The sequence below is a fragment of the Pseudomonas parakoreensis genome, assembly GCF_021602155.1.
In the GTDB taxonomy this organism is placed as follows: Bacteria; Pseudomonadota; Gammaproteobacteria; order Pseudomonadales; family Pseudomonadaceae; genus Aquipseudomonas; species Aquipseudomonas parakoreensis.
On record NZ_BQHY01000018.1, the window covers coordinates 18,150 to 31,175 of the forward strand.

Annotated in this window: 11 protein-coding genes; 5 read left to right on the forward strand and 6 right to left on the reverse strand. The window is 60.9% G+C overall.

Annotation, left to right across the window (positions count from 1 at the left end; translation table 11 throughout):
• The first annotated feature begins 98 nt into the window (after positions 1–98).
• From L6D63_RS23400 to L6D63_RS23415, 4 genes are all read left to right on the forward strand, one after another.
• On the forward strand, positions 99–641 hold the full coding sequence (locus L6D63_RS23400; protein ID WP_041063193.1) for a YaeQ family protein: 543 nt from the start codon (positions 99–101) through the stop codon (positions 639–641).
• Between the two features lie 55 nt (positions 642–696).
• Positions 697–2,406, forward strand: coding sequence for a single-stranded-DNA-specific exonuclease RecJ (gene recJ, locus L6D63_RS23405; protein WP_131671889.1), 1,710 nt, complete (start codon positions 697–699; stop codon positions 2,404–2,406).
• A 253-nt stretch (positions 2,407–2,659) separates the two neighbouring features.
• On the forward strand, positions 2,660–3,766 hold the full coding sequence (locus L6D63_RS23410) for an NADH:flavin oxidoreductase/NADH oxidase (protein ID WP_047292764.1): 1,107 nt from the start codon (positions 2,660–2,662) through the stop codon (positions 3,764–3,766).
• A gap of 83 nt (positions 3,767–3,849) precedes the next feature.
• Positions 3,850–4,383 (forward strand): GNAT family N-acetyltransferase, encoded by a 534-nt coding sequence (locus tag L6D63_RS23415; RefSeq protein ID WP_131671890.1) that lies wholly within the window; start codon positions 3,850–3,852, stop codon positions 4,381–4,383.
• Positions 4,384–4,508: 125 nt separating this feature from the next.
• Here L6D63_RS23415 and L6D63_RS23420 read toward each other — a convergent pair whose 3' ends face one another.
• Entirely contained in the window at positions 4,509–6,137 is a 1,629-nt protein-coding gene (locus L6D63_RS23420; RefSeq protein ID WP_131671891.1) for a glucan biosynthesis protein D, read from the reverse strand.
• A gap of 393 nt (positions 6,138–6,530) precedes the next feature.
• On the opposite strand from L6D63_RS23420, the gene L6D63_RS23425 reads away from it, so the two are divergent.
• Entirely contained in the window at positions 6,531–6,716 is a 186-nt protein-coding gene (locus L6D63_RS23425) for a hypothetical protein (protein WP_041063212.1), read from the forward strand.
• Between the two features lie 106 nt (positions 6,717–6,822).
• Here the strand turns inward: L6D63_RS23425 and L6D63_RS23430 are convergent, their stop codons facing one another.
• The 5 genes from L6D63_RS23430 to L6D63_RS23450 all read right to left on the reverse strand — a co-directional run bounded on the left by L6D63_RS23430 (position 6,823) and on the right by L6D63_RS23450 (position 12,883).
• A complete protein-coding gene (locus L6D63_RS23430) occupies positions 6,823–8,307 on the reverse strand; it encodes an APC family permease (protein ID WP_047292771.1) in 1,485 nt (494 codons plus the stop codon).
• A 213-nt stretch (positions 8,308–8,520) separates the two neighbouring features.
• Positions 8,521–9,945 (reverse strand): gamma-aminobutyraldehyde dehydrogenase, encoded by a 1,425-nt coding sequence (locus L6D63_RS23435; RefSeq protein ID WP_047292773.1) that lies wholly within the window; start codon positions 9,943–9,945, stop codon positions 8,521–8,523.
• A gap of 164 nt (positions 9,946–10,109) precedes the next feature.
• A complete protein-coding gene (locus L6D63_RS23440; protein ID WP_007967757.1) occupies positions 10,110–10,919 on the reverse strand; it encodes an ABC transporter permease in 810 nt (269 codons plus the stop codon).
• Complete coding sequence (locus tag L6D63_RS23445; protein WP_236170398.1) at positions 10,909–11,844, reverse strand: ABC transporter permease; 936 nt, start codon at positions 11,842–11,844, stop codon at positions 10,909–10,911. Before L6D63_RS23445 ends, L6D63_RS23440 begins: the two co-directional genes overlap by 11 nt.
• Position 11,845: 1 nt before the next feature.
• Positions 11,846–12,883, reverse strand: coding sequence for an ABC transporter ATP-binding protein (locus tag L6D63_RS23450; protein WP_131671893.1), 1,038 nt, complete (start codon positions 12,881–12,883; stop codon positions 11,846–11,848).
• Positions 12,884–13,026 lie beyond the last annotated feature (143 nt).

A 13,026-nucleotide genomic window follows, 5' to 3' on the forward strand; every position in this document is an offset into this window, starting at 1 on the left:
CCGGCTGTCAGACGCCGCAGCTTGATCGCCATCAATTCGATGATTGCCTACCGCATCGGTTAGACTTGCCGACTTTCCTCGTATCAAGAAGCCCGTTCATGGCCCAGCCGTCTACCACTTACAAATTCGAACTGAACCTCACTGACCTCGACCGTGGTGTCTACGAGAGCGTCAAGCAGACCATCGCCCGTCACCCTTCGGAAACTGAAGAGCGCATGACCGTGCGGCTGCTGGCCTACGCCCTCTGGTACAACGAACTGCTGTCGTTTGGCCGTGGTCTGTCGGATGTGGATGAACCTGCGCTGTGGGAAAAAAGCCTGGACGACCGCGTTCTGCACTGGATCGAAGTCGGCCAGCCGGATGCCGATCGCCTGACCTGGTGCTCGCGTCGCACTGAACGCACCAGCCTGCTGGCCTATGGCAGCCTGCGCGTATGGGAAGGCAAAGTGGTGCCGGTGGCGAAGAACCTGAAAAACGTCAACATCGCCGCCGTGCCGCAAGAGGTGCTGGAAACCCTGGCCAAGGACATGCCGCGTGTCATCAAGTGGGATGTGATGATCAGCGAAGGCACGATTTTCGTCACCGACGACCGTGGTCAGCACGAAGTCCAGCTGGAATGGCTGGCAGGCGAGCGCGGCTGATCCCGCGTCGTCCGCTGATTAATCCCACGTATTCAAGAGAAGTTTCCGTTACCCCATGCGTATTGATCCTCGACCGTTGCCTGCCACGCTGCCGTTTCTCGGTGACCTGCCACCTCTGCTGACCCGTTTGTACGCGGCGCGGGGCGTTCAATCCGAGGCAGAGCTGGATAAAAGTCTGGCGCGGCTGATTCCGTTCCAGCAGCTCAAGGGCATCGAGGCGGCGGTGGATCTGCTGGTGACGGCGCTGGAGCAGCGTCAACGGATTCTGATCGTCGGTGACTTCGATGCGGACGGGGCGACGGCCAGTACGGTCGGCGTGCTCGGCTTGCGTCTGCTGGGCGCGGCACATGTCGATTATCTGGTGCCGAACCGCTTCGAATACGGCTATGGCCTGACCCCGGAAATCGTCGAAGTCGCCCTGACCCGTGAGCCGCAATTGTTGATCACTGTCGACAACGGCATCTCCAGCGTCGAAGGCGTGGCTGCTGCCAGGCGCGCGGGACTGAAGGTGTTGATCACCGACCACCACTTGCCCGGCGATGAACTGCCGCTGGCCGATGCACTGGTCAACCCGAATCAGCCAGGCTGCGAGTTTCCGAGCAAGGCGCTGGCCGGGGTCGGGGTGATTTTCTACGTGCTGATGGCCTTGCGCGCGCGCCTGCGCAGCCTCGGCTGGTATGAGAGCAAGCCACAGCCGAACATCGGTGAGTTGCTCGATCTGGTGGCGCTGGGCAGCGTCGCCGACGTGGTGCCGCTGGACGCCAACAACCGGATTCTGGTGCATCAGGGCCTTGAACGGATTCGCGCCGGGCGCGCACGGCCGGGGATCAAGGCGATTCTTGAAGTGGCCAAGCGTGACGCGGCGCGGATTACCTCCACCGATCTGGGTTTCATCGTCGGCCCGCGCTTGAATGCAGCGGGGCGCCTGGATGACATGAGCCTCGGGATCGAATGCCTGCTCACCGCCGACGCCAATCTGGCGCGGGAAATGGCTGCGCAACTGGACGGCTTGAACCAGGACCGCAAATCCATCGAGCAGGGCATGCAGCGCGAGGCGCTGGCCCAGCTCAAGGATTTGCCAGTGGAATCGATGCCGTTCGGCCTGTGCCTGTTCGATCCCGAATGGCATCAGGGCGTGATCGGCATTCTCGCCTCGCGGATGAAAGAGCTTTATTTCCGTCCGACCATTGCTTTCGCCGATGCTGGCGACGGGCTGCTCAAGGGCTCTGGGCGTTCGGTGCAAGGCTTCCACATTCGTGACGCGCTGAGCGTGGTGGCCGCGCAGCATCCGAACCTGATTGCCAAGTACGGTGGTCACGCGATGGCGGCGGGCCTGACCTTGCCGCAGGAGAATTTTGCGCTGTTCGCCGAGGCTTTCGATGCCGAAGTGCGTCGGCAACTCCGCGAAGAAGACCTGACCGGGCGGATGCTCTCCGACGGCACGCTCGCCGTCGAGGAATTCCACCTCGAGCTGGCCCGCGCCCTGCGCCATGCCGGGCCTTGGGGCCAGCATTTCCCGGAGCCGCTGTTCCATGGTGTGTTCCAGTTGGTCGAGCAGCGCGTGGTCGGCGAGCGCCATCTGAAAGTAGTGCTGAAAAGCGAGTGCGGGTCGGTGAAGCTGGATGGCATCGCTTTCGGCATTGACCGCGATGTATGGCCGAACCCGACCATTCAGTGGGTCGAGCTGGCTTACAAGCTCGACGTCAACGAGTTTCGGGGCAACGAGACGGTGCAGTTGATGATTGCCCACATCGAACCACGCTGAAATCAAAAGATCGCAGCCTGCGGCAGCTCCTACAGGGGATCGCATTCCATTGCAGGAGCTGCCGCAGGCTGCGATCTTTTCAGGAACCCCCCGAGAACCCCCGTTGTCGACTAGGCTCTAAGCACTGCTTGATTGGCCTTGTGACGTCTTGTCGAATTTTTTGCCCGCGGGGGCGGGTGCTGCGCCTTTTTTGTCACTCGTCGACTTTTCAAACAGAACCCTGGAGCCTGCCCACTGATTTGAGAGGTGCCCCATGAGTCTGCTGCTCGAACCCTTTACCCTTCGCCAACTGACCCTGCCCAACCGCATCGCCGTGTCACCGATGTGCCAGTACTCCAGCGTCGACGGTCTGGCCAACGACTGGCATCTGGTGCACCTGGGCAGCCGCGCGGTGGGCGGTGCCGGACTGATTTTCACCGAGGCCACGGCGGTCACCGCCGACGGGCGAATCACCGCCGAAGACCTCGGTTTGTGGAACGACGAACAGATCGAACCGTTGCAACGCATCACCCGTTTCATCACGGCTCAGGGCGCGGTTGCTGGCATTCAATTGGCCCACGCCGGGCGCAAGGCCAGCACCCATCGGCCATGGATCGGCAAACACGGTAGCGTCAAACCGGAGGATGGCGGCTGGACCCCGGTCGGGCCATCGCCGATAGCCTTCGATCCGCAACATACGCAACCGAAACAGCTCGATGAAGCGCAGATCGCCGACGTCATCCAGGCCTTCGTTGCCGCGGCCAAACGCGCACTGACCGCAGGTTTCAGCGTGGTCGAGGTGCATGCCGCGCACGGTTATCTGCTGCATCAGTTCCTGTCACCGTTGAGCAACCAGCGCCGCGATCAATACGGTGGTTCGTTCGAAAACCGTATTCGCCTGGTGCTGCAGGTCACCGAGGCCGTGCGCGAGGTCTGGCCGCAAGAGTTGCCGGTGTTTGTCCGGGTTTCGGCCACCGATTGGGTCGAAGATGGCTGGAACCCGGATGAAACCGTCGAACTGGCGCGTCGCCTCAAGGCACTGGGCGCGGATCTGATCGATGTCTCGTCTGGTGGTACCGCCGCCAACGCCGAGATTCCGGTAGGGCCGGGGTATCAGACACGCTTCGCCGAACGGGTGCGCAAGGAGTCAGGCATCGCCACCGGCACCGTCGGCATGATTACCGAGCCGGCGCAGGCCGAGCATATTCTGCGCACCTGTCAGGCTGACATCATCTTCCTCGCCCGCGAACTGCTGCGTGACCCGTACTGGCCGCTGCACGCCGACGATGATCTGGGCGGGCGCAAAGCGGTGTGGCCGGCGCAGTATCAGCGCGCAACCCATCGTGATCAGCCGATCCATGAGTCTGATCTGCGCGATTGATTTCAAAACCGCGTAACGTCTATAAAACCCGCCATTGAACCGGCGGGTTTTTTCTTGCCTGCCATTTGCCAAGGAAGTCGAGCATGTTGATCGAACGAGAACTGAGCGAACACGACTTGCCGTTGCTGGCGCAGATCGACCGCAGTGAGCGGGTTGAGGCGAACTATCGTCTGGAGAACGGTGCGCTGATTCTGTACCCGGTGCATGTCGACATGCGTGGTTGGCCGGAAGGGGAAGCTGAGGAAAATGCGTGGGTGCTGGAAAAGTGTTTGCGGCGCGGAGGTTGGCTGTATGGCGCTTTCGACGGGCAGGCGCTGGTCGCGGCGGTGGTTGTGGATAACCGGGTTATCCACAACCAGGGGCTGAACATGCGGCAATTGACGTTTCTGCACATCAGCCGCGACTACCGCGGGCAGGGACTGGGGGCGAAACTGTTTGCATTGGCCTGTGAGCAGGGGCGGCGGTTCGGTGCCGAGGCGTTGTATGTCTCAGCGACTGAATCGCGCAACACTGTGGAGTTTTATCAGCGACAGGGTTGCCGGTTGGTTGATCAACCGGATCCGGAGTTATTCGCTCTGGAACCCCGCGACATCCATTTGTATTTGCCGCTGACCTGACGGACGCCATCGCTGGCAAGCCAGCTCCCACAGTGGTCGGTGTCGATCACGAAATTTGTGTACGGCACCGAACTTGTGGGAGCTGGCTTGCCAGCGATGAGGCCCGATCAGACGCTAGACAACCTTCAAGGATATTTGCGCTTGTCCGGCGCCGGCGGGAAGTACTGGTACAACCAGGTCTCGCTCAGCGTGCGGTCATTGGTGCGGATGAACAGGCGCAGTTCCACCGGGTCGACGCTGTCGCTGGTCGGGTACCAGTCGAACAGGATCCGGTAACCCTTGATGTCATCCAGTACCAGTACGCTGAAGTCCTGCACCTTGCCGTTGGAGCAGGTGACCACCGGTTCGATCCCGGTACCCTGTGGCAGGCGATCCAGGCCGCCGCCGGTGAAGTCCACGGCAAAACGCCGTGCCCAGACCGGCGGATAATGCTCGCCCGGTGCCCAGCCTTCGACGAAGCCCCCCATACCCGAGCGAGTCGCATGCACCCGCGCCAGCGGTGTGCCAACCGGCGGCAGAGCGCTCCAGTAGAGCTTGTAGCCGTAATTCAGCGAGTCACCGGCAGCCACCGGCTTCTTCGGGGTCCAGAACGCGACGATGTTATCGAGGGTTTCGCCGGTGGTCGGAATTTCCAGCAGATCGATCGAGCCTTCGCCCCACGCGGTTGTAGGCTCGACCCACAGGCTCGGGCGCTTGCTGTACCAGTCGACAGTGTCCTGATAGTTGGCGAATTCGTGGTCGGTCTGTACCAGACCGAAGCCTTTCGGATCGGTGTCGGCAAACGCGTTGAACTGCAGGGTCGCCGGGTTGTTCAGCGGACGGCAAATCCACTCGCCATTGCCACGCCACATCGCCAGTCGATCAGAGTCATGGATCTGCGGGTGAATGGTGTCGCACATGCGGCGTTCGTGGGTGCCGCAACTGAACATGCTGGTCATCGGCGCAATGCCCAGCTGTTCGATGGCGGTCCGCGCGTTGATGTGGGCGTCGATCTCCATCACCACACGCTCGGCCTGGCAATCGATGTCGAAGCGATAGGCGCCAGTCGCACTCGGCGAGTCGAGCAGGGCGTAGACCACAAAACGCGTGGCGTTCTGCTCCGGAGTTTCGAACCAGAATTTGGTGAAGTCAGGAAACTCTTCGCGCTTTTTGGCGTAGGTGTCGATGGCCAGACCACGGGCCGAGAGGCCATATTGGCCAGTGGCGTCCACCGCGCGGAAATAACTGGCGCCGAGGAACGACACCACGTCGTGACGATCCAGCTCCGGCGCCTTGAACAATTTGAAGCCGGCAAAGCCCAGGTCGCCCTTGAGCTGCTGGGTATCGACCGAGGTGTTCTCGTAGTTGAACAACGTCGGGCGGAAATGCACTTCGCGGGCGGTACGGGTTTTTGGATCGACGCTGTACATGCGCACTGGCTGGCGGAAACCCATGCCGACGTGGAAGAACTGCACGTCCAGCTGACCCTTGTTCTCTTTCCACAGCGAATGATCGCCGTCGTAGCGGATCGCGTTGAAATTCTGCGGGGTCATGGTCGCCAGGGTCGGCGGCAGCACCTGTTTAGTGTCCTGATAGGCCGAACCGGCCAGTTGCTTGGTCTGACGCTTGAGCGCTTCGAAGTCGAAGGCCTGCGCTTCGCCATCAGCGGCGCCACCATTGGCGGCCCAGGCACGGGCGGCCAGCAGGCCGGAAGCCGAGAGACCGGTGTAAGCCGCAATGGCCATCGACGCTTTGAGCAAGTTCCTGCGGTGCATAAATACAACCTGTCGTGAGCAATCCCGCGCCTTTCCTGGCACGTGCTGGATCAGAAATTACGGTTCGGACAAGCCTTCGGCCAAACGCAACGGACTATAAACAGATGCCGGCTAGCTTAAACGGTTCGCTCGCCGAGCAAAATTCGTTGATACACGATGAGAGAGTGTCAATGAAACAAGACGTGTCGGTTAAATGTCTGACGGCTCTTTCTGATTTACAGGGCATATCTGCTTTTTTCGACTAATTACTCTAAAAACCGCTTTTCAGCGCTGATTAAATTTCTATTCTATGGGCATGGCCGGTGCGACCGGCAGGGCACAGGCGCTGCTGTAAGGGACAGGGCGATGTGGTGATCAAGCAATTCTTCGACGTATCAGAGAAGGACATCGTCCATGGCAAAAATACAAGGCATCGCCGAAATGCTCGGCATCTTTCCCTGCCTGAGCAGCGGACGCAGAAGGCGTCGATTGAGTTCTGAAGAGCTGAAGCTGGTGGAGCGTTATCGCGAGTTGTCGGAGAGTGACCGGATTGCGATGCGCTATCTGGTGGATGCGATGCGCAGTGTTTCGCGGTTTTGAGTGTGTCTAGCCCTGAAACAGGCTCACACCTGTTTCAGGGCTAGACAATTGATGACGGCGCTTCGAGGAGGCCCCGGAATCAAAATTCGATTCCGGGGAACTCGTCTTAGCGACTCACCTTCCACGCATCCCCAGCCGGCGCCTTCCCATGGTCATACGGCTTGCCAATCCACATGTAAATCAACCCCAGCCCAATCACAATCACCGTGCTCAGCACCATCGCGTAGTTGATGTACCACGCCGCATCCGGCGTGCGTGGCCAGGCCATGTTGATGATTGCGCCGACGCCGTACACCAGCGCGCCGATGTTTACCGGCCAGCCCCACGCGCCGAGGGTGAATTTGCCGCTCGGTTTCCAGCCTTTCATCCGCGCATACAACGCGGCCAGCACGATCATCTGGAACGCGAGGTAGATGCCGATGGCGGCGAAGCTGACGATGGTGGCCACGGCGTCCTGCAGGAAGAAGCCGAGGGCGATGATCAGGGCGGGCAGGACGCCGGACACGAACAGCGCGGCAACCGGCACCTGAGTGGTAGGAGAAATCTTTTTCAGCAGTCGGCTGCCGATCACCATTTCATCGCGAGCGTAGGAGTACAGCAGACGGCTGGCTGCTGCCTGCAGGCTGATGACGCAGGAGATGAAGGAAATCATCACCACGCCCATCACCACTTTCGAGCCGATCGGGCCGAAGGCGTTGTTGAGGATGGTGGTGACCGGGTCTTTGTCGGTGCCGTTGATTACCGCTTGCATGTCCGGCACGGCGAGGATCAGCGCCAGGCAGGCGAACATTGCCGCGATGCCGCCGATGTAGATGGTCATGCGCATGGCCACCGGGATTTTTGCGCTGGGGTTCGGGGTTTCCTCGGCGACATCGCCGCAGGCTTCGAAACCGTAGTAGAGGAACATCCCTGCCAGCGAAGCGGTGAGGAACGCCGGCAGGTACGAGCCGTCAACGCTGATGTCGAAGGTGTTGAACAGCACGCTCAGCGGCTGATGACGTTCGAAAACCAGCAGGTAGACGCCGACGATCACCGCGCCGACCAGTTCGCAGAGGAAGCCGAACATGGCGATCCGCGCCAGCACTTGGGTGCCGCTCAGATTGACCAGCGTGGCGAACAGCGTCAGCACCAGCGCGATGACGATATTGGTGTTGTTACTCGGTTCAAACCCGAGCATCGCCGCCAGATACGGGCCGGCACCGACAGCCACTGCCGCAATAGTCACGCACAGGGCGATGGAGTAGATCCAGCCGACCATCCATGCCCATTTCTTGCCGACCAGACGCCGCGCCCAAGGATAGACGCCGCCGGAAATCGGGAACTGCGACACCACTTCGCCGAAGATCAGGCACACCAGCAGTTGGCCGCAACCGACCAGCAAGTAAGCCCAGAACATCGGTGGTCCGCCAGCGGCGAGGCACAGGCCGAACAGGGTATAAACCCCTACGACCGGCGACAGATAAGTGAAGCCCAGCGCGAAGTTTTCCCACAGGCTCATGCTGCGGTTGAAGTTGGAGGTGTAGCCCAGTTTGCGCAGTTGTTCGGCATCGCTGTCGGCAACGGCGGCCGCGAATTCGGGTGAGGCACTCATGTGTGTTTGCTCCGTGAAATCGGCAGATTTCGGATGGCCGAGGCCGTGGCGGTGCTTTGCGGGCGCCGCCCGGTTCGGTAGTTATTGTTTTTGTGTCCTGGTGGTGCGTAATGCCGGTTTCCTTCCTGAAACCGGGGTGACGCCTTCGCTGGCAAGCCAGCTCCCACAAGAGCTGCATTGAACCTTGTGGGAGCTGGCTTGCCAGCGATGCTTTTAGTGCTTGAACATCACATGCCGGACCGTGGTGTAGTCCTCCAGCCCATACATGGACATGTCCTTGCCATAACCGGACAATTTCTGACCGCCATGGGGCATTTCGCTGACGAGCATGAAGTGCGTGTTGACCCAGGTGCAGCCGTACTGCAACCGCGCGGACAAGCGATGCGCGCGTCCGACGTCCGCCGTCCACACCGAGGAGGCGAGGCCGTAGTCCGAATCGTTGGCCCACTCCAGCGCCTGCGCTTCATCGGTGAACTTGGTTACCGACACCACCGGCCCGAATACTTCACGGCGCACGATTTCGTCATCCTGCTGCGCGTCGGCCAGCACCGTCGGTTCGAAGAAGAAGCCGTCGCCGTCCACAGCCTTGCCGCCGGTGATCAAGCGAATGTGCGGCTGCGCCACGGCACGTTCGACAAAACCAGCGACGCGGTCGCGATGTTGCGCAGTGATCAACGGCCCAAGCTCAGTCGATGGATCTTCCTGCAAGCCATACTTGATGCTGCTGACCGCCGCGCCGAGCTTCTCGACGAATTTTTCGTAAATGCCCTGCTGCGCATAGATCCGGCACGCGGCGGTGCAGTCCTGTCCGGCGTTGTAGAAACCAAAGGTGCGAATACCTTCCACCGCAGCATCGATATCGGCGTCGTCGAAGATGATCACCGGCGCCTTGCCGCCCAGTTCCATGTGCAGGCGTTTGACGCTGTCGGCGGTGCTGGAAATGATGTTCGAGCCTGTGGCAATCGAGCCGGTCAGCGACACCATGCGCACTTTCGGATGCGTGACCAACGGGCTGCCGACGGTAGGCCCACGCCCGAACACCAGATTGAGTACACCGGCCGGGAAGATGTCCGACGCCAGTTCGGCCAGACGCAACGCGGTCAGCGGGGTTTGTTCCGACGGCTTGAGCACCACGGTATTACCGGCAGCGAGGGCCGGGGCGATTTTCCAGGCGACCATCATCAGCGGGTAGTTCCACGGCGCAATCGAGGCGATCACGCCCACCGGGTCGCGGCGAATCATTGAGGTGTGGCCGGGCAGGTATTCACCACCGGCCGAACCGCTCATGCAACGGCTGGCGCCGGCGAAGAAACGGAACACGTCGGCAATCGCTGGAATCTCATCGTTCAGCGCAGCGCTGTAGGGTTTGCCGCAGTTGTCGGATTCGAGTTTGGCCAGTTCTTCGCCGTGGGCTTCGATGGCGTCGGCGAGTTTGAGCAGCAGCAGCGAACGGTCTTTCGGCGTGGTCTGCGACCATTCGGCGAACGCGTTATCGGCGGCGCGCACGGCGGCATCGACCTGGGCCTCGGAGGCTTCATTGATTTCCACCAGTACGCTGCCGAGCGCCGGGTTGAGCACCGGTTGCGCCGGTCCTTCGCCGTTGACCAGGTGGCCGTTGATCAAGAGTCTGGTTTGCATTTCATTGTCCTCGCTAACACTTTTATTGTTCTGTCCGAATCGAGATCCCTGTGGGAGCGAGCTTGCTCGCGAAAGCGGTGCGCCAGTCGACATCAATGTTGGATGTCATGGCCTCTTCGCGAGCAAGCTCGCTCCCACAGGGGGAAAGTGGTGTCTGTCATGAATTATTTGCCACCGCTACCGGCGACACTCTCGCCACCCCGGGTCAGGTAATACGCTCCTAGGATCGGCAGCATGGTCACCATCATCACCAGCATCGCGACGACATTGGTCACCGGCACGTCTCGAGGACGGCTGAGTTGATTGAGCAACCACAGCGGCAATGTGCGCTCATGCCCGGCGGTAAACGTGGTGACGATGATTTCGTCGAACGACAGCGCAAAGGCGAGCATGCCGCCGGCCAACAGCGCCGAGCCGAGGTTCGGCAGGATGATGTAGCGGAAGGTCTGCCAGCCATCGGCACCCAGATCCATCGAGGCCTCGATCAGACTGTGCGAAGTGCGGCGCAGGCGGGCGATGACGTTGTTGTAGACGATCACCACGCAGAACGTCGCGTGACCAACAATGATGGTGAACATCCCCGGCTCGATCCCCAGCGTCTTGAACGTCGCCAGCAGCGCGATCCCGGTGATGATCCCCGGCAACGCAATCGGCAAGATCAGCATCAGCGAAATACCCTGCTTGCCGAAGAAGTCCCGGCGATACAGCGCGGCTGAAGCCAATGTGCCGAGCACCATCGCGATCAACGTGGCAATGGCGGCAATCTGCAACGAGAGCTTGATCGCCTCCAGCACATCCGGGCGCGAAAACGCGACGCTGAACCAGTGCAGGGTGAAGCCCTTTGGCGGAAAGCTGAACGCCGCTTCCTCGGTGTTGAAGGCGTAAAGGAAGATGATCAGGATCGGGAAGTGCAGAAACACCAACCCGCCCCAGGCTGCGATGCGCAGACCGAGAGAGGCTTTTTCAGAGTGCATCGAAGGCCCCCAGTCGTTTGACGATGGACAGGTAAATGGCGATCAACACAATCGGCACCAGCGTGAACGCCGCCGCCATCGGCATGTTGCCGATCGCGCCTTGCTGGGCGTAGACCATGCTGCCGACGAAGTAGCCCGGCGGCCCCACCAGTTGCGGCACGATGAAGTCGCCCAGGGTCAGCGAAAACGTGAAGATCGAGCCGGCAGCAATACCGGGCACCGACAGCGGCAGAATCACCTGCATGAAGGTCTGGCGCGGCTTGGCCCCGAGGTCGGCGGAGGCCTGCAGCAGCGACGGCGGCAGGCGCTCCAGCGAGGCCTGAATCGGCAGGATCATGAACGGCAACCAGATATAGACAAAGACCATGAAGCGCCCCAGATGCGAGGTCGACAAGGTGCTGCCGCCGACGCCGGGAATCCCCAGAACGAACTGCAACACCGGCTCCAGCCCCAGATGCTGCACGAACCACTGCGCCACGCCGCCCTTGGCCAGCAGCAACGTCCACGCATAGGCCTTGACGATGTAACTGGCCCACATCGGCAGCATCACCGCGATGTAGAAAAACGCCTTGGTCTTGCCCGTGGTGTAGCGCGCCATGTAATAGGCAATCGGGAACGCGACGATGGCGCTGGCGATCGACACCATGATGGCCATGCTCAGCGTGCGCAGGATGATGTCGAAGTTCGACGGCTGGAACAGCGCGGCAAAATTGGCCAGGGTCAGGTCAGGGGTGACCGCCATGGTGAAGTCGTCGAAGGTGTAGAAACCCTGCCACAACAGCACCAGCAGCGAGCCGAGGTAGATCGCGCCAAACCACAGCAATGGTGGTACCAGCAGCAGCGACAGATACAGATTCGGCTTGCGATAGAGCAGGTTGGAAAATCGCCGCAAGGGCGGTGCTTGAGTCATTGCGAGCGTGCTCATCTCACACCCCGCTCGAGACAGTGTCGTGCAGCGCAATCATGGCTTCCCGCGCCCAGCGTGCACGCAGACGCTGGCCGGTCTGGTGCTGCGCGCTGCTGTCGATCCACTGATTGTTGGCGTGGCTGACGCTCAGGTTCTGGCCGTTTTCCAGGGTCAGTTCATAGCGCGTCGCGCTGCCCTGATACTGGATGTCATGCAGCACGCCACTGACTTCGATTTCGTGGCTGGCCAGCGGGCCGTCGGCGAAGCGCACGTGCTCGGGGCGAATCGAAAACGGCTGCGGATGGCCGCTGAGCTGGCGCGCCAGATCGCCGCGAATCACGTTGGAAGTGCCGACGAATTCGGCGACGAAGGTGGTGGTCGGTTTCATGTACAGATTGCGCGGGGTGTCGACCTGTTCGATGCGGCCCTTGTTGAACACCGCCACGCGGTCGGACATCGACAGCGCCTCGGTCTGGTCGTGTGTGACGAAGATGAAGGTAATGCCGAGCTGGCGTTGCAGCTTCTTCAGTTCGCTCTGCATCTGCTCGCGCAGTTTCAGGTCGAGGGCGCCGAGCGGCTCGTCGAGCAGCAGCACGCGCGGGCGATTGACCAAGGCGCGGGCGAGGGCGACACGCTGGCGCTGACCGCCGGACAACTGCACCGGTTTGCGCGCGCCATAACCACTGAGCGCGACCATGTCCAACGCCTCTTCGGCGCGCTTGTGGCGCTCGGTTTTACTCACGCCTTTGACCTTCAAGCCGTAGGCGACGTTGTCCAGCACGTTCATGTGCGGGAACAGCGCGTAGTCCTGGAAGACGGTGTTTACATCACGTTGATACGGCGGCAGACCGGCCGCTTCAGCGCCGTGAATGCGGATCGAGCCGGCGCTCGGTTGTTCGAACCCGGCGATCAGGCGCAGGCAGGTGGTTTTGCCCGAGCCGGATGGGCCGAGCATGGAAAAGAACTCGCCGTCCTGGATATCGATGGAAACCCGGTCAACGGCCTTCACCTCGCCGAACTGCCGGGAAACGTTGGTGAACTGGACTGCAAGCGTCATGGTGCGGTGCTCCGGTAAAGCAGGCTTTCAAAGAATGATCAGGTGTTGCGTCGAAAAGATCGCAGCCTGCGGCAGCTCCTATAGGAGAGCGGTGTCCATTGATGTAGGAGCTGCCGCAGGCTGCGATCTTTTGATCTTGAAAG

What these genes read in the sequence shown, in the direction of transcription:
- L6D63_RS23400 (WP_041063193.1), top strand. Translation starts at nt 99, where the DNA reads ATGGCCCAGCCGTCTACCACTTACAAATTCGAACTGAACCTCACTGAC.
- recJ (WP_131671889.1), top strand. Translation starts at nt 697, where the DNA reads ATGCGTATTGATCCTCGACCGTTGCCTGCCACGCTGCCGTTTCTCGGT.
- L6D63_RS23410 (WP_047292764.1), top strand. Translation starts at nt 2,660, where the DNA reads ATGAGTCTGCTGCTCGAACCCTTTACCCTTCGCCAACTGACCCTGCCC.
- L6D63_RS23415 (WP_131671890.1), top strand. Translation starts at nt 3,850, where the DNA reads ATGTTGATCGAACGAGAACTGAGCGAACACGACTTGCCGTTGCTGGCG.
- L6D63_RS23420 (WP_131671891.1), bottom strand. Translation starts at nt 6,137, where the DNA reads ATGCACCGCAGGAACTTGCTCAAAGCGTCGATGGCCATTGCGGCTTAC.
- L6D63_RS23425 (WP_041063212.1), top strand. Translation starts at nt 6,531, where the DNA reads ATGGCAAAAATACAAGGCATCGCCGAAATGCTCGGCATCTTTCCCTGC.
- L6D63_RS23430 (WP_047292771.1), bottom strand. Translation starts at nt 8,307, where the DNA reads ATGAGTGCCTCACCCGAATTCGCGGCCGCCGTTGCCGACAGCGATGCC.
- L6D63_RS23435 (WP_047292773.1), bottom strand. Translation starts at nt 9,945, where the DNA reads ATGCAAACCAGACTCTTGATCAACGGCCACCTGGTCAACGGCGAAGGA.
- L6D63_RS23440 (WP_007967757.1), bottom strand. Translation starts at nt 10,919, where the DNA reads ATGCACTCTGAAAAAGCCTCTCTCGGTCTGCGCATCGCAGCCTGGGGC.
- L6D63_RS23445 (WP_236170398.1), bottom strand. Translation starts at nt 11,844, where the DNA reads ATGAGCACGCTCGCAATGACTCAAGCACCGCCCTTGCGGCGATTTTCC.
- L6D63_RS23450 (WP_131671893.1), bottom strand. Translation starts at nt 12,883, where the DNA reads ATGACGCTTGCAGTCCAGTTCACCAACGTTTCCCGGCAGTTCGGCGAG.